Source organism: Novosphingobium sp. KA1, assembly GCF_017309955.1.
GTDB lineage: Bacteria > Pseudomonadota > Alphaproteobacteria > Sphingomonadales > Sphingomonadaceae > Novosphingobium.
Genome location: NZ_CP021247.1, coordinates 598,786 through 619,761 on the forward strand (window position 1 = coordinate 598,786; position 20,976 = coordinate 619,761).

The window sequence follows — 20,976 nt, forward strand, 5'->3', positions numbered from 1 at the left end:
TCCACGCCTTCCCACCGCCCGCAAGCCCGCAGCCGCGCGGCAACCGCGTTCGCACAGGCAGTTAGCGGTGATGATGGGGGAGAAGTTGGCGCGCCCGGCAGGGTTCGAACCTGCGACCCCAAGCTTAGAAGGCTCGTGCTCTATCCAGCTGAGCTACGGGCGCGCGCTAAGTCTGCGGGGCTCCCCATAGCGCGGTTCTGCGCTCACGCAAACCGCACATCCGATCGATCCCCATCAACTTGTGCTTTGCCGAACGTTGCCGGCGGGTTACGCATGGCAGCGATGAGCGAAGAACATCTCTCCCGTATCGACGGCATGGCCGGCGCCCGGCGCCATTTCCGCTATTTCGACTACGTGATGGTCGCCTTCGTGGTGATCCTGCTGCTCTCCAACCTGATCGGCGCCGCCAAGCAGGCGGAAGTCACCTTCCCCGTGTTCGGGCCGATCACGTTCGGCGCGGGCGTGCTGTTCTTCCCGGTGTCCTACATCATCGGCGACGTGCTGACCGAAGTCTACGGCTATGCCAATGCCCGCCGTTGCATCTGGGCGGGCTTCTTCGCGCTGCTGTTCATGGTGCTGATGAGCGTGGTGGTGGTGAACATCCCCGCCAATGCCGAATGGGCGCTTGCCTCGGCCACCTACACCGTCGAGGGCAAGCAGGTGACGGCACCGAACCAGGCCGCCTATTACTCGATCTTCGGCCAGACGCCGCGCATTGTCTTCGCCTCGGTCTGCGCGTTCTGGGCGGGTGAGTTTGTCAATTCCTTTGTCCTTGCCCGCATGAAGATCATGACCCAGGGCAAGCACTTGTGGACACGCACCATCGGCTCCACCGTGCTTGGCGAAGGCGTGGACAGCGCGCTGTTCTACCCCCTCGCCTTCCTCGGCGTCGCGGGCTTCACGCCGCATTCCATCGCTTTCCTTGCAATCACCCAGTGGGCGATCAAGACCGGCTGGGAAGTGGTACTGACCCCGGTGACTTACGTCGTGGTCGGCTGGCTCAAGAAGCGCGAGGGCGTCGACGTCTACGACAGCAATGTCGACTTCTCCCCCTTCGCCAAGGCGCGCAAGGCCGCGGCTGCAACCAGCGAATAAGCCGGCCACACGGCTTGGCATGACCGGTCGGCCCCGGTAGGTCCGCCGCAGCCATGCTCGACCGCATCCTCCTGTCCCGCTTCCGCAACCACCGCGAAACCGCGGTGGACGGCACGGCGCAGTTCAACCTGCTGGTGGGCGAAAACGGCGCGGGCAAGACGAATGTGCTGGAGGCGATCTCGCTGCTGTCGCCGGGACGGGGCCTGCGGCGCGCCGCGCTGGCCGACGTGCCGGGCCAGCAGTTCGACGGCGGCTTCGCGGTCAGCGCATCGCTGATGGTGCCCGGCAACGAACCCGTTCGCCTCGGCACCGGCGTTACGGCGGAGCGGCCCGGACGGCGCCTGGTGCAGGTCAACGGCGCCGAGGCTCCTGCAGTGCGGCTGGCCGAATGGCTCTCGATCGGCTGGCTGACCCCGGCGATGGACCGCCTTTTTGTCGAGGGCGCCGGGGCACGGCGGCGCTTCCTTGACCGGATGGTCATGGCCATGCGCCCCGACCACGCCAGCCACGCCACCCGCCTCGAAAACGCCCTGCGCGAACGCAACCGCCTGCTCTCGGGCGAATATGCCCCCGATCCGCGCTGGCTGGACGCGATCGAGAGCCAGCTTTCCGAAGCCGGTGCCATGGTCGCCGCTGCCCGCGCCGAACTGGTGGAGCGGCTGGAAAGGACACTGGCCGCGCTGCCGGACTCCCCTTTCGCACGCCCCTCGCTGGCCTATCAGGCGGGTGGACCGATCGAGGCCGAAGCTCTCGCCCGCGCCTTGCGCGATGGCCGCCCCCGCGAACGCGCCGCCCAGCGTACGCTAACCGGCCCGCATCGCGACGAAGTGCTCGTAACGATGGCGGGCAAGGGGGCGGGCAAAGGCCAGTCTGCCGCCGAATGCTCGACCGGCGAGCAGAAAGCCATGCTGATCGCGATCACGCTGGCGCACTCGCAATTGCTGGAGGGCGGCACGCAGCAACGCCCGCGCCTGCTGCTGCTCGACGAAGTGGCCGCCCACCTCGACCCGCTGCGCCGCGAAGCCCTGTTCGATCGCCTCCGCGCCGGATCGGCGCAAGTCTGGCTGACGGGCACCGAACTGGCCCCGTTCGAGGCCATCGCCGCGGAAGCGGCGATATGGGAAGTCAGCGGCGGCGCGGTGCGACGGCTGGATTAACGGCCTGCACCAGCCTGCTTCGGCCCGGACTTCTTCGGCCCTGACTTCTTAGGCAATGCATCCGCGACGTCGTCGACGGTTGCCGTGACGATTTCCTCCACCCCGATGGCGGTGGGATGGACGTGGTCCTTCTGCAGCAGGTCCGGCTTGTCGATCACCGGCTGGAGGAAGAACGGCACCAGCACGGCGCCGTATTTCTGGGCAAGCTGCGGGTAGATCGGGTTGAACTGCGCGGCATAGTCCTTGCCCAGATTGGGCGCGGCCATCATCCCCAGCAGCACGGCGCGGATGCCCTCGTCCTTGAGCCGCTTCAGGATCGCCTCAAGGTTCCGGCGCGTCTGTTCCGGCGGCAGCGAGCGCAGCATGTCGTTGCCGCCAAGGCTGATGATCGCCAGTTCAGGCTTCACCGGCTGGCTCTTGAGCGTGAAGTCCAGCCGCTCCAGCCCGGCCGCCGTGGTATCTCCCGAGACACCGGCGTTGGTGATCCGCGCGTTGATCCCGCGTGCCCGCAGGGCATTTTCCAGCCGCGCGGGGTAGCTTTCGCCATCCTCCAGCCCATAGCCCGCCAGCAGCGAATCCCCGAAGGCCAGGATCGGCCGCTCCGGCCCCATCACCGGGATCGATGGCGGTGCGTCAAGCGCGCTGGTGCTCTGCTCGGACGCAGGCGAGGCACCCTTGTCGCAGGCACTCAGGGCGAGAGGCAGGATGGACACAGCCCCGAGAAGGACGATCGCTTTGGCGCGCAAGGGTTTCTCCGGTGAAATGACTTGTGGAACGGCAAGCTGCACACCCATATGGGGTACGTGACCGATCCTGCCCAGCCCCCCTCCGCCACCCTCTCCGTCCATGCGCAAGACTTGCGGCTTACGTTAGGAAGCGGCGACAGTGCGGTGGAAATCCTGAAAGGCATCGACCTTGCGGTGCCGCAGGGGCAGACGCTGGCACTGCTGGGGCCATCGGGTTCGGGCAAGTCGTCGCTGATGTCGGTGCTGTCCGGGCTGGAGCGGGCCTCCTCCGGCGCGCTGCATGTCGCGGGACAGAACTTTTCGGCGATGGACGAGGATGCTCTTGCCCGTTCGCGGCGCGGCCGGATCGGCGTGGTGCTTCAGGCCTTCCACTTGCTGCCGACGATGACCGCACTGGAAAACGTGATGACGCCGCTGGAACTCGCCGGGATCGACGGCGCGCGTGAGCGGGCGGAGGCGGAACTCGCCGCCGTCGGGCTTGGCCACCGCCTCCACCATTACCCGGCGCAGCTTTCGGGCGGCGAGCAGCAGCGCGTGGCGATTGCCCGCGCGCTTGCGCCGCGCCCCTCGCTGGTTTTCGCGGACGAGCCGACCGGCAACCTCGATGCGGCGACCGGCCATACCATCGTCGACCTGCTCTTCGCCCGCCGCGCCGAAGCCGGGGCAACCCTGCTGATCATCACCCACGACAAAAGCCTCGCGCACCGCTGCGAGCGCGTGGTGACGCTGGCCGATGGCCGGATCGCGAGCGACACGCTTGCTGACTGAACGCACGATCTCCTGGCGGACCGCGTGGACGCTGGCCCGGCGTGACCTGTCGGCACGGTTCAAGGGCCTGCGACTGCTGCTGGTCTGCCTGTTCCTCGGCGTCGGCGCGCTGGCGGCGATCGGCAGCCTCACCGGATCGATCGAGCACGAACTGGTCGCGCGCGGGCGGCAGGTGCTGGGCGGTGACGTTGAGCTGCGGACATGGCAGCGCACGCTCTCCGAGGCGGAGATGAAGGCGCTGGCCTCCTATGGCACGGTTTCGCGGGGCTACCGCCTGCAGGCCATCGTCCGCAAGGGAGACCTTACCGCGCCCGTGGCGCTGAAATCGGTGGATGCCGGCTGGCCGCTCTATGGCCGCCTGACGCTGCAGGACGGCCGCAAAGTCGGCGCTCCGCCAGAGGGGACGATCTGGCTGGCCGAGGGCACCGCGGCGCGGCTCGAAGTGAAGCCGGGTGACACCGTGACGGTGGCCGAAGTGCCCCAGAAGGTCGGCGGGATCATCGCCAGCGATCCCGAAACGCTCTCCGAGGGCTTTTCCTTCGGCGACACCGCGATCACGGCGCTGTCCCTGCCCGACCGCGCCGGGTTGACTGCCACCGGCGCGATGTATCGCAGCGCGGTGCGTGTGAAGTTCGCCGATCCCGCGCGCGATCCCGACGCGGTCGTGGATACACTCAAGCATCAGTTCGGCGATGCCGCTTTCGAAACCCGTACCCGCAAGGCCGCCTCGCCTTCCACGCAGCGCTTTGTCAGCCGGATGGGCCAGTTCCTCTCGCTGGTGGGGCTTGCCGCGCTGGCGATTGCCGGGATCGGCATCGGCGGCGGAGTGTCCTCCTACCTCGAAGCGCGGCGCAGCAGCATCGCCACCCTCAAGGTGCTGGGCGCGACGAGCCGTGACATCGCCCGTGTCTACCTCCTCCAGGTCGGCGCGGCGGCGCTGGCGGGAAGCCTGGCCGGCCTCGTCGTGGGGGTAGCGGTGACGCCGCTGCTCTCCCATGCGCTGGGCACCTTGCTGCCGGTGGAGGCGGGTTTCACATTCTCCCCCTTCGCCCTGCTGACTGCGGCAGCCTATGGCCTGCTGGTCGCGTTGGTCTTCGCCGCCCCGCCGCTGGCCCGCGCGCGCAGTTTTCCGGCGATGGCGCTGATGCGCGCCCGCGTCTCGCCGCTGGCGGCGCGAAGAATGGCATGGGCGCTGCCGGTGGGACTCGGCCTTGCCGCGATCGCCGCGCTGGCCATGCTCAATGCCGCACAGCCGCTGGTGACGGCGGGCTTCCTGGGCGGCGCTTCGGTCATGCTCGGCCTGCTGGCCCTGCTCGGCAGCGGCATCCGGCATCTGGCCGCGCGCCTGCCGCGTCCGCGCGACCCACTGCTGCGGGCGGGGCTCGCCAATCTCCATCGCCCCGGCGCGCAGACCGGCGCGCTGGTGACGGCGCTGGGTTTCGGGCTTTCAGCGTTCGTGCTGATCGCGGGCGTGCAGACCAGCCTCGACGCCAATATCCGCAAGAGCGTGCCCGACCGCGCGCCCGACTACTTCGTGCTCGATATCCCGCAGGACGGCGCCCAGGCCTTCCACGATCTGGTCGAGCGCGAGATTCCGGGCGCCACGGCCCACATCGTCCCCAACTTGCGCGGCCGCATCCTCGCCTTCGGCCCCAAGGACCACATGACGCGCGTCGCCGACATGAAGGACATCCCGGACGAGGCCTGGGCGCTTAAGGGCGAACGCGGCCTGACCTATTCGGCCTACCTTCCCGAAGGCAGCACCGTAACCTCCGGCCAATGGTGGCCGCCGATCTGGCGCGGCGAGCCGCTGGTCTCGCTGGACGAGAAATTCGCCCAGTCGGTTGGCCTCAAGGTGGGTGACTATGTGACCGTCAGCCTGCTCGGCGTGGAACGCACCGCGAAAGTGGCGGCGCTGCGCCGGATCGACTGGGACACGATGGGGCTGAACTTCGTACTGGTGTTCTCCCCCAACACGCTGGCCGATGCCCCGCACAAGCTGGCCGCGACCATCCAGGCGCCGCCGGGCCACGACGGCGCCCGGTTGCTGCCGCGCCTCGCCCGCATGTTCCCGTCGAGTTCGGTGATCGAGACCGGCACCGTGCTGGGCCAGGCGCGCGACCTGCTCGACCAGATGAGCGTGGCGATCCTAGCCGCCGCCTCGGTGGCGGTGCTGGCAGGCCTGGCGGTACTGCTGGGTGCCATCGCCGCCGCGCGGGCCAGCCGCACGTACGACAACGTGATCCTGCGCGTGCTCGGCGCCAGCCGGGGCCAGCTGCTGACGATCCAGCTGGTCGAATATGGTCTGCTGTCGCTGGTACTGGCCACGGTCGCGCTAGTTCTGGGCAGCGCTATGGCCTGGGCAGTGATCGTCAAGCTGTTCGAATTCGACTGGCTGCCCGACTGGCCCCGTATCCTGGCGGTACTGGGCGCCGGGCTTGTCCTCGTGCTGGCATTCGCCCTCGCCGGTTCGCAGCCGCTGCTACGGGCCAAACCGGCAAGGGCGCTGAGGGAACTATAGGCCACAAAAAAGGCCCCGAGAGGATCATTCCACCCCGGGGCCTTCCCTTTATTTCGCCTCGCTTGCGCCCTCAGGCAAAGACGTCGGCGCCGGTGGGATCGAGGGGATCGTCACCGAAACGGTTGGGACCGGGCGTGCCAGGCAGGCACATGATGACCAGCGAGGCGATGCTGGCGATCCAGCCGACCATCGGGATTAAGCCTGCGAGAAAGAACCCCAGATACCACCAGCCGCTCATGTCCCGGTCATGGAAACGACGCACCGTCACCGCCAGCGACGGAACGATGATCGCCAGCCAGTAGATGCCCAGAATCGACATCGGCACGATCATGCTGGCGGTGAACAAGGCCGAAGGGCCGGCGCCGTTCTCGATGTCCTGGAAGAGATTAAACGAGAATGCGAAGGCCAGGAACACCGCGCCCAGCACCATCATCACGAGAAAGTTGAGAAGCGCGAACGCCCAATACTCGCCGCGCGCCGACCTGCCCTTGAAATCGGCAAAGCGCCGGAACGGCAGGATCATATTCTGAAGCATGTATTCCCCCTTGAAATTCAGGAAGATATACTTGCCCATCAGGATCGTGGCGGCAAGCAAAATGGGGCGCACATTGCTGCGCGCCCCTTGTCAGTCTGCAATCCGCGCGTCTCCTCCCCGCAGCGCACGAACCGCTTTCACGTTCCGGACTTATGCCGGTAACGCGCCGCCGTGTCGTGGGACACGGCTGGTTCCTCCTGATGTTTGCAAGCCTGAAGAAGATCCGCCAGAACCTGTCCGACATCTTCGGACCGATCTTCTGGCGGGAACCCCAGCCTTCCTCTCAACCGACGCCCGGAACTTGTCGCTGTTCCGATCCGCCTTATTCTTTCGTTGCCGCCACTCTATCGGTTTGCCCAAGGCTTACAATCACTCGAAAGTCGGATTCGGAGACTTTCCGGCCAGCGTGACGGGAATGTCACATGTCGGCGCGTCGCGCCCCGCTTGCCGAAACAGACCATTTCGGTTAAGGGCGCGCCAATTTTGCGGCGCAGCAGGCGCTGCTGGCCAACTCCTCGAACCGATAGGCAACGCATGTCCGCCCCGCTTCCCTTGCGCAATATCGCAATCATTGCGCACGTCGACCACGGCAAGACCACCCTCGTCGACCAGCTTTTCCGCCAGTCCGGCACCTTCCGTGACAACCAGCGCGTCGAAGAACGCGCCATGGACTCGAACGACCTCGAAAAGGAACGCGGGATCACCATCCTTGCGAAGCCGACCTCGATCGAGTGGAACGGCTACCGCATCAACATCGTCGACACGCCCGGCCACGCCGACTTCGGCGCCGAAGTGGAACGCATCCTCTCGATGGTCGACGGCGTGATCCTGCTGGTCGACTCGTCGGAAGGCGCGATGCCGCAGACCAAGTTCGTCACCGGCAAGGCGCTCGGCCTCGGCCTCAAGCCGATCGTCGTCGTCAACAAGATCGACCGTCCCGACGGCCGCCACGCCGAAGTGCTGGACGAAGTGTTCGACCTCTTCGTCAGCCTCGACGCCAACGACGAGCAGCTCGACTTCCCGACCCTCTACGCCTCGGGCCGCAACGGCTACGCCAGCTACGATCCGGACGCGCGCGAAGGCACGCTGACCCCGCTGTTCGAAAAGATCGTCGAGCACGTCCCCGCGCCGAACCTCGACGTCGACGCGCCGTTCTCGTTCCTCGCCACCCTGCTGGACCGCGACAACTTCATGGGCCGCGTCCTCACCGGCCGCGTCCAGTCGGGCACGCTCAAGGTCAACGACCCGATCCGCGCCATCGACGCCGACGGCAAGGTGATCGAAGTGGGCCGCGCCTCCAAGGTGCTGACCTTCCGCGGCCTCGACCGCGTGCCGGTCGACGAAGCCCGCGCCGGTGACATCATCGCGCTGGCCGGTCTCGAAAAGGCCACCGTCGCCAACACCATCGCCGCCCCCGAAGTGAGCGTGCCGATCAAGGCCCAGCCGATCGATCCGCCGACCCTGGCGATGCGATTCGCGGTCAACGATTCGCCGCTCGCCGGCCGTGAAGGCGACAAGGTGACCAGCCGCATGATCCGCGACCGCCTGATGCGCGAAGCGGAAACCAACGTCGCCATCCGCGTCACCGAATCGGCCGACAAGGACAGCTTCGAAGTTGCCGGCCGCGGCGAACTGCAGCTGGGCGTCGTGATCGAGACGATGCGCCGGGAAGGCTTCGAACTGGGCATCAGCCGCCCGCGCGTGCTGTTCGGCACCGACGAGAACGGTGGCCGCACCGAGCCTTACGAAACCGTCGTGATCGACGTGGACGACGAATTCTCGGGCACCGTCGTCGAGAAGATGCAGCGCCGCAAGGCCGAGCTTACCGACATGCGTCCTTCGGGCGCCGGCAAGACCCGCATCACTTTCTCGGCCCCCTCGCGCGGTCTGATCGGCTACCACGGCGAGTTCCTCTCGGACACCCGCGGCACCGGCATCATGAACCGCCTGTTCGAGAAGTACGACAGCCACAAGGGCCCGATCGAAGGCCGCCTCAACGGCGTGCTGATCTCGAACGGCACCGGTGAAGCCGTCGGCTACGCGCTGAACAGCCTCGAAGATCGCGGCATCCTGTTCGTGAAGCCGCAGGAAAAGATCTACGAGGGCATGATCATCGGCGAGAACGCCAAGCCCGACGATCTCGAAGTGAACCCGATGAAGTCGAAGCAGCTGACGAACTTCCGTTCGACCGGCAAGGACGACGCCATCCGCCTCACGCCCCCCAAGGTCATGACGCTGGAACAGGCGATCGCCTACATCGACGACGACGAAATGGTCGAAGTGACCCCGCAGTCGGTCCGTCTGCGCAAGGCGATCCTCGATCCGCACGAGCGCAAGAAGGCGAACCGCAAGAAGGACGCCTGATCCCGAAACAAAAAACCCCGCCGGCGCAATCCGGCGGGTTTTTTTGTTGTACGTCTGAAGAATCTTGCGGGTTAAAGGCTGGAGCCGCCCTGCACCCAGTTGCGCGCTGCCTGGCGCAGCAAGTCGGTATCGCGCGGCAGGTGCGCATTATCGTCCAGCGCGCGTGTGCCGAGCAGGATGCCCTCGGAAATCGGATCGAAGAAGGCCACGCCGCAATATTGCCCGCGGGTCCACACAACTTCGCCGAAAGCCTCGAACTTGCCCCATTCGAGCAGGACTTCCCCCCCGACCTTGAGCAATGCATCGGTGGCGATCTTCGCGCCGCTCAGCGACAGGTCGGCAAGGATGCCCACCTTGGTCTGCGTGCGTGTCACCACCCGAACGGGCAGGCGCACGCGTAACCGGCTTCGGGCCCGACGCCCGCGATCGGCACCCTGGACGCCGCCTGACGAGAATTGCGAACCGGAGGGGACTTCAGTCATAGTGTAATCTTGCCATTGTCTTGCCTAGCCACACGTTTGCGCGGGTCTAGTGGAACTGCCTTAGACACTCCGGCTTGGCCGCAGCCCGGGCCCATGGGAAACACGCCCCGTCCCCACGGGTTCCTTCGGCAGTTCATTATAGGGAGCCGGCGCTGCGCGATGGACGCCGGCCTGCGCGAAAATATCTTCCCCATGCTTCCATGTTTGCGCTTTGCCGTTAGACCTCTCGTCCGGGCGCAATCGGAACCGGAACAGACAGGCAGATGATCGAATACGGGCCACTGGCCGGAATTCTTGTTGTGATCGCAGGATTTGCTTTGCGATTCAATCCATTGGCTGTCGTGGCCGCTGCCGCCGTGGTTACCGGCCTGCTGGGCCACATGAGCCTCGTCCAGGTGATCGCGCTGCTCGGCAAGGGCTTCAACGACAACCGCTTCGTCACCGTCGTCTACGTGGTGCTGCCGGTGATCGGCCTGCTCGAACGCTTCGGCCTGCAGCAGCGCGCGCGCACGCTGATCGAGGGCATGCGCGGCGCCACCGTGGGACGGCTGCTCATATCCTATCTCGCGTTCCGGCAGATCCTCGCGGCACTCGGCCTGACCTCGATCGCCGGCCCGGCGCAGACCGTACGACCGCTGGTCGCCCCGATGGCCGAGGCGGCCGCGCGCAAGCAGGCCCCGGAGGTTACCGAAGACGACATCGAGGAGGTCAAGGCCATGGCGGCCGCCACCGACAATGTCGGCGTGTTCTTCGGAGAGGACGTGTTCATCGCGATCGGCTCGATCCTGCTGATCCAGGGCGTGCTCAAGAGCCAGGGCATCGACATTGCGCCCATCCATCTCTCGCTCTGGGCGATCCCGACCGCGATCTGCGCCTTTGCCATCCACGCCTTCCGCCTGCACCGCTTCGACCGCCGCCTACGCGCCGCCCCCGCTGCCCGGGACACCGAGGCATGATCGGCATCGGCACGATCTACGCGCTGGCCGGCATCGTCTTTGCCGCCTTTGCCCTTGCCAGCGCGCGGGACCGCACCAATCCCAGGCGCTGGGGCAACGGCGCGTTCTGGGGGCTCATCGCGGCGAGCCTGCTGCTGGGCGACCGTCTCGGCGACTTCGGCAACGGCTTGCTGGTCCTTGCGCTGGTGGCCATCGCCGGAACCCGCAGCCTCGGGCACGGCAGCCCCCGCACCACCGGCAATGCCGAGCGCGAGGCCAGCGCCGCCCGGCTCGGCTCGCGCCTGTTCCTGCCCGCCCTCATCGTCCCGGTGACCGCGTTTTGCGGCACCCTGCTGTTCAATTACGCGGGGCTGGAGCGCCTCGGCCTGGTCGATCCACGCTGGATCACGCTGGCCCTGCTGGTGCTGGGCGTCGTGATCGCGCTGGCCGTCACGATGCTGTGGCAGCGCCCGCCGCTCACCGCGCCGGTCGAGGAAGGCCGGCGCCTGATGGACTCGATCGGCTGGGCCGCGCTGCTTCCGCAGATGCTTGCCGCACTGGGCGTCGTCTTCACCGCCGCCGGGGTCGGCACCGCGGTCGGCGCCATTACCCAGAGCATCCTGCCGAGCGGCAACGTATTCCTCGCGGTTGTCGTCTTTGCCCTCGGCATGGCGCTGTTCACGGTGGTCATGGGCAATGCCTTTGCCGCCTTCCCGGTGATGGCGAGCGCGGTCGGCGTGCCGATCCTCATCCGCCTCCACGGCGGCGATCCGGCGGTTGTCGGCGCGGTCGGCATGCTGGCGGGTTTCTGCGGCACGCTGCTGACGCCGATGGCCGCCAACTTCAACATAGTTCCCGCCGCCCTGCTCGAACTGAAGGACGAGCATGCGGTGATCCGCCGCCAGGTCGGCACGGCCCTGCCCCTGCTCGCCTGCAACATCGCCATCCTCTACATCGCCGGATTCCTGCTGTGACCCCATCCCCTGAAACCGCCGCCCGGTTCATCCGCATCGCGCTGGGCCATGTCGGCCGCGAATATCCGCACAAGCTCGACCACACGATGTCCTCGGATGCCGACGTGCTGCCACCGCGCGTGCTGCATCCGGCCTTCCACGGCAGCTACGACTGGCATTCCTGCGTGCACGGCTGGTGGACCATCCTCACGCTCGCGCGCCTGCACCCGGACCTGCCCGAAGCCGCTCAGGCCATCGCCCGTGCCGACGAGACTTTCACCGAGGACAAGCTCACCGCCGAACTGGCCTATCTCGACCGCCCGCTTTCCGGCGGCTTCGAGCGCCCCTACGGCTGGGCCTGGCTGCTCTACCTGCACCTCGAGGCAAGTCGTCATGCGGACAAGCCCTGGGCGGTGCGGCTCGAACCGCTGGCCCGCGCCTTTGCAGCACGGCTCGCCCACTACCTGACGATCCTCACCTACCCGATCCGTACCGGCACGCACTTCAACAGCGCCTTTGCGCTCGCGCTGTCACTGGAATGGGCCGACGCGTTCGACCCTGCGCTGGCCGACCAGATCCGCACCAAGGCCGCAACCTGGTTCGCCGGCGATGCGGACTGCCAGGCCTGGGAGCCCGGCGGCGACGAATTCCTGTCCTCGGCGCTCAGCGAAGCATTGCTGATGCGCCGCGCACTGGGTGAAGACGCCTTCACCGACTGGTTCGCGCAGTTCCTGCCCAACCTTGCCCAACGCCGCCCGGCCTCGCTGTTCACCCCGGCCCATGTCAGCGACCGCAGCGACGGCAAGATCGCCCATCTCGACGGACTCAACCTGAGCCGCGGCTGGGCCTGGCGCGAAATCGCCTCGGCCACCCCGGCACTGGCACAGATCGCCGGTGAAGCCGCCGAAGCCCACCTCGCCGCCGGGCTGGAACACATCGAGGGCGACTACATGGGCGAGCACTGGCTGGCGAGCTTCGCCCTTCTGGCGATGCTGGCGGCATAGGACGAAGCTGAAAGGGAACAAGCGATGGTGCCGGCTACAGGATTCGAACCCGTGGCCCCCTGATTACAAATCAGGTGCTCTACCAACTGAGCTAAGCCGGCCCTCGCGAAAGCAAGTCCGGCGCCCTTACAGCGAGGCAGGGGCGCCGGTCCAGCATTTTAATCAGAACACCGCGTGCGGCGCGTCTTCCTTCATCATCGCCTGGCGAACCAGCGGGATCGGCGGGCCGCCGTAGCTCAGGAATTCGTCGTGGAACGCCTTCCAGCCGGCGCGGCCGCCGCGCTTGGCGGTCCAGTCGTCGCGCAGCTTGCGGATCATCAGCTTGCCCAGCGTGTAGTTGAGATAGGCCGGATCGTAAGTGCCGCGCGCAGCCTGCTGCTCGGCCGTGCCCTCGTCCTGGTAGCATTCGGTCATGAACATGCGCTTCGACTGCTCCTGCGTCATGCCGCGCGCATGCAGGCCGATCGCCGAGAGATAACGGCAATTGCGCAGCAGTGCGTTGGACAGCTGGCCGACGTGGACCCCGGCATCGCCATTCCCGAGGCCGGCATCCCACATCATTTCCTCGGCATAGTGCGCCCAGCCCTCGGCGAAGGCATAACCGACGAACAGGCGGCCCACCCAAGAAGGCGAGCGATTCGAATGGAGGAACTGCAGGAAGTGCCCCGGCATCACTTCGTGCACGGACGTGAACAGCAGGTCGTTCTTGCCCGGGATGTAGTCCTGCTGCATCTGCTGCGACCACGAGGGGTCCGGCGGCGAAATGTAATAGACCGAGGCGATGCCCTTATCGAGCGGCCCCGCCGGATCGATATAGGCCGAGTTCTGCCGGTTGTAGGGCGGGCTTTCCTCGACTTTCGCCTGTTCGGTGCCGGGGATCGTCACGATGTCATGCTGGCGCACGAAAGCGGTGAGATCGGGGATCTGCTTGCGCGCGGCCAGCACCGGACCGCCCTCCGGCTTGTCGGCCCGCATCTTGTCGAAGCAGCCCTGGATGTCCTTGCCCGGTGCATAGTCGGCGCAGGCCGCCTTCAGCAGATCCTGGTTGCGCTTGAGATCGGCGCGGCCAACGGCTTCGAGTTCGTCCAGCGGCGCGTCGACCGCCTCGGTCGCGGCCAACATGCGCGAGAAACGATCCGCGCCCATGGCGAAGTCCTGCGTCGGCGTCGCCTTGGCCAGCCAATCGGCCAGCCCCTGCATGGCAGTGGCGGCGGCTTCCGAACTCGCCTTGAATTCGGCCTGGAGCCTTGCATCCTTCACATCGGCAAAGGCCGCACGGGCATCACCCCGGTAATACTCGGCAAAACCCGCAAACCCGGCCGTGCCCAGCTTGATGAAGCTGGCGGGCATAGCGGTCTTGAGATTGCCGCGGATCTGCGTCGCGGCCCTGGGCACCGCCTTGAAAAAGGCGATCATCGCCTTCATCCGCGTCGGCTTGTCGGCATAGTCACGGCTGACATAGACGTTGGGATCGAGGCCATTCTCGATGTAGTAGCCCGGATTGGTATGCGGCTTGTCGGCGTCGACCAGCCAGAACAGCTGCCCCTTGGCAACCTGTACCAGATAGTCCCGCTCGAACCGGTCGGCGGCGGAAAGATCGGTGAACTTTCCGGCATCGGCGATCACGCCGCGCAGGAAATCGGCCCGGGCCTTGAGGCCGGCAGCGCTCCAGTCGGGCAGACGGCCGTCGAACTGGTGGGCGCCCTGATAGATCGCGAAGGACGGGTCCTGCGCCATCCAGGCATCCAGCGTCTTGCCGACATAGGCCTTCCACGGCGTTGCCGGGGTCCCCATCGCGGCGGTTACCGGTGCCTGTGCGGGAGCAGCGCCTGCGCCGAGGGCCAGTGCGAGACAGGCCATCCCGGCCAGCAGCTTGTGTTTCATGTCTTCGTGCGATCCCTGTCCATGGTGTGCGGGCCGCATCGGTCGCCCCCGACGGCAAAGCCCCATGGGCACGGGTTGTGCGTCAGACTGCGCCGAAGGTCCAGCCCTCGGTGCGGGCAAGTTCGGCCGTCAATTCAGCGGGTTTCCACAAGTCCGCACGCGGCGCGGCGGTGCGCAGCCAGGCCGAGGTGAGCAAGGCATCGGCGCTGTGGTCGTCGATCGGTCCCTCGCCCGAGACAGGCGGCGATCCCAGCACCGCGAGCCCTGCATTGAGCGCCGCGTGATCGGACATCTTCGCCCGCCCAGCAGAGCGCCCGGCGGCCACGGCGGCAAGCGTCGTGTAGATCTCGGTCACCACCGATCCGCTCTCCGGCAAAGGGTCTATCGGCCAGACCGACAGTGCCGCGCCCAGCCGGTGCAGCATGCGCATTCCGGTGAGACTCGACTTGCCCACTTGCGCCGCACCGACAAGGTTGAAATTGGAATAGGGCTTGCAGCCCGCACGCGCCTGCGCCTCTTCGGTCACCCGCATGCGCCCCTTGCGGTGCGAGGCTCGGGGCAAATGGAACCGCGCACCCTCGCGCCCGCCATGACGGCGGAAATAGGCGCTGAGTTCGCAGTGATCGACAAAGCTGGAGGCGGAAAGATGCTCGTCTCCGGCGCAGATCCCATCGATCAGGGCCCAAAGCGCACGGGCATCGGGCGGGCTCCGCGCCCAGCCGGGAAAAAACGCCCCGGCATCGGCGAAAGGCAGTGAAATGCCGAGGTCGAGCCCGACCAGCGTGTCTTGCGGCAAGTCATCGCGCAGCAGGTCAAGCACCTCCTCGCGCGACCAGGGGCCCGGCTCCCGGTGGCACAAGCCCTTGGGCCGCAGCAGTTGCGGCGCGCCCTCGATCCCGCAGAGCGCAACCGCGATACCCTTCTGGCGCAGGCCAAGGGCGCCGGACCAGTCGATCGCCATGAAATGGCGAAAGCGCGGAGCCATCACTCTGCGCGGCGCTCTGCGCGCTTGCGGTCCCACCACTCGATACGTTTGCGCAGGTCCCGCTCGAACCCGCGCTCGACCGGTTCGTAGAAGGTCTGCGGCGCCATGCCTTCCGGCCAGTAGTTGTCGCCCGAGAAGCCGTCCGGGGCATCGTGGTCGTAGGCATAGTCCTTGCCGTAGCCGATGTCCTTCATCAGCTTGGTCGGTGCGTTGAGGATGTTGGCGGGCGGCGGCAGCGATCCGGTTTCCCGCGCGCTCTGCCACGCCGCCTTCTGCGCCATGTAGGCCGCGTTGGATTTGGGCGCGGTGGCAAGATAGAGGCAGGCCTGCACGATCGCCCCTTCCCCCTCGGGACTGCCAAGGAACTCGTAGGTCTGCTTGGCGGCGATGCACTGAAGCAACGCCTGCGGATCGGCAAGTCCGATATCCTCGCTTGCCATGCGGGTCAGGCGGCGGAGCAGGTATAGCGGTTCCTCGCCCGCCGTCAGCATGCGCGCCAGATAATAGAGGGCGGCCTGGGGATCCGACCCGCGTACCGACTTGTGCAGCGCGGAAATCAGGTTGTAGTGGCCGTCGCGGTCCTTGTCGTAAACCGCCACGCGGCGCTGGAGAAAGGCCCCCAGCCCGCGGGGATCGAGCGGCTCGCCGATCTGCGCCGCATAAAGCGTTTCCGCCTGATTGAGCAAGAACCGCCCGTCGCCGTCGGCCGAGGCGACCAGCGCCGCCCGCGCGTCGCCGTCAAGCGGCAGCGGCCCCTCGAGCGCTTCCGCCTTGTCCAGCAGGCTTTCCAGCGCCTCCGGCCCGAGCCGGTGGAGGATCAGCACTTGTGCCCGGCTCAGCAAGGCCGCGTTGAGCGCAAAGCTGGGATTCTCGGTCGTCGCACCGATCAAGGTCACCGTGCCGCGCTCGACGAACGGCAGGAAACCGTCCTGCTGGGCACGGTTGAAACGGTGGATCTCGTCCACGAACAGCAGCGTGCGCTGCCCGGCGCGCGCGGCCACGTCGGCCTCGGCAAAGGCCTTCTTGAGATCGGCGACGCCCGAAAACACCGCCGACACCGACGCAAAGCGCATGCGCACCGCGTCGGCCAGGAGCCGCGCCGTGCTGGTCTTGCCGGTTCCCGGCGGCCCCCAGAGGATCATCGAGGACAGCCGGCCCGCCGCCACCATGCGCCCGATCGGCCCTTCGGGACCGGTCAGGTGCTCCTGCCCCACCACGTCGGCCAAGGTGCGCGGGCGCAAGCGGTCGGCCAGCGGGGCATCCTCTCCCGGCATGTCGGGGCGGCTGGAGGGCGGAAGATCATCGGCAAAAAGGTCGGCCATGGGGGCTATCTAGCGACTATCCCGCGCAATTGCACCGCCTGCGCGATACCCCTAGGCTGCCTCCCGGCTCGCACAGGGAAGGAAGACGGCACCATGACACGAACTGCAGCGGCACGCACGCCCTTCCATCTCTGGCCGGTCGGCCTGCTGGCGATCCTGTGGAACGGCTTTGGCTGCCTCGACTATGCGATGACCGTCACGCGCGATCCCGCCTGGATGGCAAAGGTCCCGCCTGCCGTAATCGACTGGCTCGACGCCGCCCCGGCCTGGGCCCTCGCCAGTTGGGCGCTCGGCGTCGGCGCCGGCCTGCTGGGCGCCTTGCTGCTGGTCATGCGCTTGCACTGGGCCGCCCATGCCTTTGCCCTGTCGCTGCTGGGGCTGGCCGCGAACCAGGCCTACCTCTTGCTGTCGCCGATGCCCATGACGGCGAATGCCGCCGAACTGGCGCTGCGGCTGGCGATCTGGATCGCCGCGCTCCTGCTGTTCTTCTATACGGTCCGCCTGCGCGGACGCGGCGTGCTCGCCTGAATTCAGTTCATACAATCAAATACCAACCTGAACAAATTCTGCCAAAGCTGCTCCAATTCCGTTCAGCCAGGCTCACCTAGAAGGAACTCAACGCAGGAGACGTAAGGCACCGCAGGACGCGGGCCTCGGTTCTCCTGACAAGGAGTTTCGAACCATGTCCATCATGCGCAAGATCGGCCTTTCCGGTGCGCTCGCGGCGACGGCACTTGCCGCTGCGACCCCGGCCATGGCTCAGGACTATCGCCGCGGCGGCGACAACACCGCGGCGGTTGCCATCGGTGCCGGCGTCGTCGGCCTCGCGCTCGGCGCGATCCTCGCCTCGAGCAACGACCACCACCGCGACTATGCCGATTACGGCTATGACACCGGATATGGCCGAGCCTGGACCAGCGGCTGGGAATTCCGCGACGGCTGGTACTGGGACCGCGATGGCCGCCGCCACAGCCGCGACGAATATGCTCGCTTCCACCGCAACGACGGCCGAGGCCAGAATTGGGGCGGCCACGACGGACGCGGCGGCGACCACGGCGACTACCGCCGCGGCTACGACCGCGACCGCGACGACTTTCGCCGCGGCTACTGATCGATAAAGACCACCGAGCAGCCGGGTCCCCCTCCCCGGCTGCGACGAGACGCCCGGCCCCTCCTCCTGGCCGGGCGTCTTTTTTTGTGCGCAGCGGCTTTCCCCGGCACGGCCCGCCAAGCGCCCAGCTTTCGCAAGACCAACCGGAAGTTCACGGCCTGTTCAGTGGCAACATTGCAGAAATGTGGCACGTGCCCGCTGGAACCGCCGTTACCTGGTTGGCCCGGAAAGGGAGTTCAATTCGATGCATATCAGGATCAGGAAATTCGGCCTCGCCGCAGCCCTTGCGGCCAGCGCCTTGACGGCCTCGGCCCCCGCCATGGCCCGTGACGGTTACCACGACCGGGGCGACGATGCGGCCATCGCCATCGGTGCCGGCGTCATCGGCCTCGCGCTCGGCGCTGCCCTCGCCGATCACGGCGATCGCCACTATTACGACCGCGGCTATTACGATTCCCGCCGTTACGTGACCGTGCGCGGCCGCCCGGGGTACTATTATTACTACGAAGGCTACCCCAACCGCTACTACCAGGATCGCTACTACGACCGCTATTACGCGCCGTATTACCGCGACCGCTGGAGCCGCGGCCATGCCTGGGGCAACCGCGACTGGCGCGACGACCGCCGCGGCTGGGGCCGTGATGATCGGCGCCACTGGGGTCGTCACGACCGGGACCGCCGCGACCGGGACCGGCATGATCGGGACCGCCATCACGACTGGCGCCGCTGATCGCCCCCGGACGTCATAACCGCGTCAAGAATTTCGAGTGAAAGGATGCGCGGCGGCATTTCATGGAAAATGCCGCCGCGCACTGCTTCCCGCACATGGCCTTCCATGATCCGCACTCGCCAATCCCCGCCCGGGAGGCTATGGGGCTGCCCATCATGGATATCGCCGACCTTCGGATCGCCCTCTTTTCGGGCAACTACAATTATGTGCGCGACGGCGCCAACCAGGCCCTGAACCGTCTCGTGGGCTACCTGCTCCGCCAGGGGGCGCAAGTGCGCGTCTATGCCCCGGTCGTCGACAAGCCCGCCTTCGAGCCGACCGGCGATCTTGTCGGCATTCGCGCGGTGCAGATCCCGACCCGTTCGGAATACCGCATCCCGCTCTCGATCTCGGGCAAGGCGCGCCGCGATCTCAAGGCATTTGCGCCGCATGTGGTGCATGTCTCCTCGCCCGATCCGGTCGGCCATCAGGCGGTCACCTGGGCGCGCAAGCGCAACCTGCCGGTGCTCGCTTCGGTGCACACGCGCTTCGAGACATACCTTCGTTACTACAACATGGCCTGGGGCGAACCGCTGATCGAGGCGATCCTGCGCCGCTTCTACCGCCGCTGCGATGCACTGGTAGCTCCCTCGGAATCGATGGCCCAGTTGCTGCGCGAACAGCGCATGAACTACGATGTGTCGATCTGGTCGCGCGGAGTGGATCGCGAAATCTTCCACCCCGGCCGCCGTGACCTCGCCTGGCGCCGCGCGCATGGCATCGCCGACCATGAAGTGACCATCGGCTTCCTGGGCCGCCTGGTCATGGAAAAGGGCCTCGACGTCTTTTCCGACACGCTCGACGAACTAACCCAGCGCGGCATCGCCCACCGCGTGCTGGTGGTCGGTGAAGGCCCCGCCCGCGAATGGTTCGAAGCACGCCTGCCGCAGGCGGTCTTTGTCGGCTTCCAGCAAGGCGCCGACCTGGCCCGCGCCGTGGCCAGCATGGACATGCTGTTCAACCCCTCGGTCACCGAGACGTTCGGCAACGTGACACTGGAAGCCATGGCCTGCCGCCTGCCGGTAATCGCCGCGGCCGCCACCGGCAGCCAGAGCCTCGTGAACGACCGCGAGTCCGGCCGCCTCGTGCCTCCCGGCGCGATCCACCAGTTCGCCGAAGCGATCAAGGGCTATGTCGAGAACCAGGACATGCGCGAGGCCCACGGCCTTGCCGGCGAGAGCCGCGCACTGGAATTCAGCTGGGACCGCATCAACCAGGCAGTGGCCGATACGTATCTGCGCCTCATCCGCCAGAAGACCCGCAGCTGACCGCGAATGCCGGGTCTGCCAATAAGGCAGCCCGGTGCTTCGCGGTTGTTCAGACCGGCGCCGGGGCCGCCAGACCGATTTCCCCGAAATAGCGACCAAGCCCCTCGACGGCCTTGTCGGTCAGTTCGATAAAGGCCCGGCGTCTGTCGTTGTCATCCAGCACACGGCGGAACAGGCCGCCGTCGACCATCTGCCCGATCCAGCGCAGCGCCGTCGTCGGCGGCACCGCAGCCGCGATGCACAGTGAGGTCACCGAGACCTGCTTGCCTTCCCCTTGCGCGGCAGCAAGATCGAGCAGCATGTCCCAGGCCGGATCGGCAAACAGGTCGCCCTCGATGAAACGCGCGCGCAGTTGACGCTGGCGCAGGATCTTGCGAACAAGCCGGGCATCGGGCAACTGCGCCACTGCACAGCGTGGCGGTGCTTCGCGCGCCAGCGGAATTGCCGGCTCCAAAGCACCATCCCCCCCGCCGCCAGAGGGCGCCAGCCGATCGATCCGCCCGGCAATCTCGCCGACCTGCTCGGTCAGCCGCAGGATCATCAGCCGGTCGTCGTCGGAAAGCTCGCGCACGCGTCCCTGCGACATCGTTGCCAGCACCCGCCCCAAGGCAACCACCCGCTCGGCCCGGCTGGGATCGACCAGCAGCAACGGATTGGAATGGTCCATGCAGGCAAACACGTCATCCAGCGCCTCGACACTGGTCGAGACGATCAGCCGCGCCCCCAGTTGCGGCGCCCGCATGTCCAGCCGCGACAGGGCTGCCAGCGCCGCGCCATCGACCTGCGGGCAATCCAGCAGGACAACATCGCCGAGCGGACGCTCGCCCTGTTCCAGCAGTTCCGTCAGCGACGTGGCCGTGACCCGCAAGCCCGCTGCCCCGGCATCCTCCCGCATCCCGGCGCGCACATGGGCGCGGTCGGCAAAGATCGAAACCGAAAGACCGGAACCTTGGCCGGAAGCGCTGCCGCCGCCATAGGCAAAATCGTCCGTGACAGGACCGCCGAGGGTGAAATCCGTATCATCCATGCGCGTGCCTTCCGTGTTACCACGTAAGGGAACAGGACTAGAACAGGACG

20 protein-coding genes and 2 tRNA genes are annotated in these 20,976 nt (G+C 66.8%); 12 read left to right on the forward strand and 10 right to left on the reverse strand.

Annotated elements, in window-relative coordinates:
• Positions 1-86: 86 nt before the first annotated feature.
• Positions 87-163: transfer RNA gene (locus CA833_RS02985), tRNA-Arg, on the reverse strand.
• Positions 164-282: 119 nt separating this feature from the next.
• Between CA833_RS02985 and CA833_RS02990 the strand changes: the two genes are divergently transcribed.
• The gene (locus CA833_RS02990; RefSeq protein WP_207079197.1) at positions 283-1,095 is read left to right on the forward strand and encodes a queuosine precursor transporter; all 813 of its coding nucleotides are present in this window, start codon (positions 283-285) and stop codon (positions 1,093-1,095) included.
• Positions 1,096-1,148: 53 nt separating this feature from the next.
• The gene (gene recF, locus CA833_RS02995) at positions 1,149-2,252 is read left to right on the forward strand and encodes a DNA replication/repair protein RecF (RefSeq protein ID WP_207079198.1); all 1,104 of its coding nucleotides are present in this window, start codon (positions 1,149-1,151) and stop codon (positions 2,250-2,252) included.
• Here recF and CA833_RS03000 read toward each other — a convergent pair.
• A complete protein-coding gene (locus CA833_RS03000; RefSeq protein ID WP_370584537.1) occupies positions 2,249-2,965 on the reverse strand; it encodes an arylesterase in 717 nt (238 codons plus the stop codon). The genes recF and CA833_RS03000 overlap by 4 nt on opposite strands.
• An 81-nt stretch (positions 2,966-3,046) precedes the next feature.
• Between CA833_RS03000 and CA833_RS03005 the strand changes: the two genes are divergently transcribed.
• On the forward strand, positions 3,047-3,766 hold the full coding sequence (locus CA833_RS03005) for an ABC transporter ATP-binding protein (RefSeq protein ID WP_207079200.1): 720 nt from the start codon (positions 3,047-3,049) through the stop codon (positions 3,764-3,766).
• The gene (locus CA833_RS03010; protein ID WP_242526358.1) at positions 3,759-6,287 is read left to right on the forward strand and encodes an ABC transporter permease; all 2,529 of its coding nucleotides are present in this window, start codon (positions 3,759-3,761) and stop codon (positions 6,285-6,287) included. Before CA833_RS03005 ends, CA833_RS03010 begins: the two co-directional genes overlap by 8 nt.
• 70 nt (positions 6,288-6,357) lie before the next feature.
• Here CA833_RS03010 and CA833_RS03015 read toward each other — a convergent pair whose 3' ends face one another.
• Positions 6,358-6,822, reverse strand: coding sequence for a DUF805 domain-containing protein (locus CA833_RS03015; protein ID WP_142637387.1), 465 nt, complete (start codon positions 6,820-6,822; stop codon positions 6,358-6,360).
• Between the two features lie 534 nt (positions 6,823-7,356).
• Here CA833_RS03015 and typA point away from each other — a divergent pair.
• Positions 7,357-9,186, forward strand: a complete 1,830-nt coding sequence (gene typA / locus CA833_RS03020) for a translational GTPase TypA (RefSeq protein ID WP_142632339.1) — start codon at positions 7,357-7,359, stop codon at positions 9,184-9,186.
• 71 nt (positions 9,187-9,257) lie between these two features.
• Here the strand turns inward: typA and CA833_RS03025 are convergent, their stop codons facing one another.
• Entirely contained in the window at positions 9,258-9,668 is a 411-nt protein-coding gene (locus CA833_RS03025) for a PilZ domain-containing protein (RefSeq protein ID WP_207079202.1), read from the reverse strand.
• A 263-nt stretch (positions 9,669-9,931) separates the two neighbouring features.
• On the opposite strand from CA833_RS03025, the gene CA833_RS03030 reads away from it, so the two are divergent.
• Genes CA833_RS03030 through CA833_RS03040 form a run of 3 tightly spaced genes read left to right on the forward strand, consistent with a single transcriptional unit; the run spans position 9,932 to position 12,560 of the window.
• Positions 9,932-10,624: a DUF969 domain-containing protein gene (locus CA833_RS03030; RefSeq protein ID WP_207079203.1), complete on the forward strand. Its 693-nt coding sequence runs from the start codon at positions 9,932-9,934 to the stop codon at positions 10,622-10,624.
• Positions 10,621-11,577 (forward strand): DUF979 domain-containing protein, encoded by a 957-nt coding sequence (locus CA833_RS03035; RefSeq protein WP_207079204.1) that lies wholly within the window; start codon positions 10,621-10,623, stop codon positions 11,575-11,577. Before CA833_RS03030 ends, CA833_RS03035 begins: the two co-directional genes overlap by 4 nt.
• Positions 11,565-12,560 (forward strand): DUF2891 domain-containing protein, encoded by a 996-nt coding sequence (locus CA833_RS03040; protein WP_207079923.1) that lies wholly within the window; start codon positions 11,565-11,567, stop codon positions 12,558-12,560. Before CA833_RS03035 ends, CA833_RS03040 begins: the two co-directional genes overlap by 13 nt.
• 25 nt (positions 12,561-12,585) lie before the next feature.
• Here the strand turns inward: CA833_RS03040 and CA833_RS03045 are convergent.
• From CA833_RS03045 to CA833_RS03060, 4 genes are all read right to left on the reverse strand, one after another.
• A tRNA-Thr gene (locus CA833_RS03045) sits at positions 12,586-12,661 on the reverse strand.
• Positions 12,662-12,722: 61 nt separating this feature from the next.
• Positions 12,723-14,444: a DUF885 domain-containing protein gene (locus CA833_RS03050; RefSeq protein ID WP_207079205.1), complete on the reverse strand. Its 1,722-nt coding sequence runs from the start codon at positions 14,442-14,444 to the stop codon at positions 12,723-12,725.
• Between the two features lie 82 nt (positions 14,445-14,526).
• The gene (locus CA833_RS03055; protein WP_185928678.1) at positions 14,527-15,429 is read right to left on the reverse strand and encodes a hypothetical protein; all 903 of its coding nucleotides are present in this window, start codon (positions 15,427-15,429) and stop codon (positions 14,527-14,529) included.
• The gene (locus CA833_RS03060) at positions 15,429-16,751 is read right to left on the reverse strand and encodes a replication-associated recombination protein A (protein ID WP_207079206.1); all 1,323 of its coding nucleotides are present in this window, start codon (positions 16,749-16,751) and stop codon (positions 15,429-15,431) included. Before CA833_RS03060 ends, CA833_RS03055 begins: the two co-directional genes overlap by 1 nt.
• Before the next feature lie 93 nt (positions 16,752-16,844).
• On the opposite strand from CA833_RS03060, the gene CA833_RS03065 reads away from it, so the two are divergent.
• The 3 genes from CA833_RS03065 to CA833_RS03075 all read left to right on the forward strand — a co-directional run bounded on the left by CA833_RS03065 (position 16,845) and on the right by CA833_RS03075 (position 18,592).
• Positions 16,845-17,279 (forward strand): hypothetical protein, encoded by a 435-nt coding sequence (locus CA833_RS03065; RefSeq protein WP_207079207.1) that lies wholly within the window; start codon positions 16,845-16,847, stop codon positions 17,277-17,279.
• A gap of 154 nt (positions 17,280-17,433) precedes the next feature.
• Positions 17,434-17,862, forward strand: a complete 429-nt coding sequence (locus tag CA833_RS03070) for a hypothetical protein (RefSeq protein ID WP_207079208.1) — start codon at positions 17,434-17,436, stop codon at positions 17,860-17,862.
• Between the two features lie 244 nt (positions 17,863-18,106).
• Positions 18,107-18,592 carry a hypothetical protein gene (locus CA833_RS03075; protein ID WP_207079209.1) on the forward strand — a complete coding sequence of 162 codons (486 nt, stop codon included), beginning with the start codon at positions 18,107-18,109 and terminating at the stop codon, positions 18,590-18,592.
• On the opposite strand, the gene CA833_RS27155 is transcribed toward CA833_RS03075, so the two are convergent.
• A complete protein-coding gene (locus CA833_RS27155) occupies positions 18,574-18,699 on the reverse strand; it encodes a hypothetical protein (protein ID WP_255535861.1) in 126 nt (41 codons plus the stop codon). The genes CA833_RS03075 and CA833_RS27155 overlap by 19 nt on opposite strands.
• A 48-nt stretch (positions 18,700-18,747) precedes the next feature.
• Between CA833_RS27155 and CA833_RS03080 the strand changes: the two genes are divergently transcribed.
• The gene (locus CA833_RS03080; RefSeq protein ID WP_207079210.1) at positions 18,748-19,899 is read left to right on the forward strand and encodes a glycosyltransferase family 1 protein; all 1,152 of its coding nucleotides are present in this window, start codon (positions 18,748-18,750) and stop codon (positions 19,897-19,899) included.
• Between the two features lie 49 nt (positions 19,900-19,948).
• On the opposite strand, the gene CA833_RS03085 is transcribed toward CA833_RS03080, so the two are convergent.
• The gene (locus tag CA833_RS03085) at positions 19,949-20,926 is read right to left on the reverse strand and encodes a MarR family transcriptional regulator (protein ID WP_207079211.1); all 978 of its coding nucleotides are present in this window, start codon (positions 20,924-20,926) and stop codon (positions 19,949-19,951) included.
• Positions 20,927-20,976: the final 50 nt, after the last annotated feature.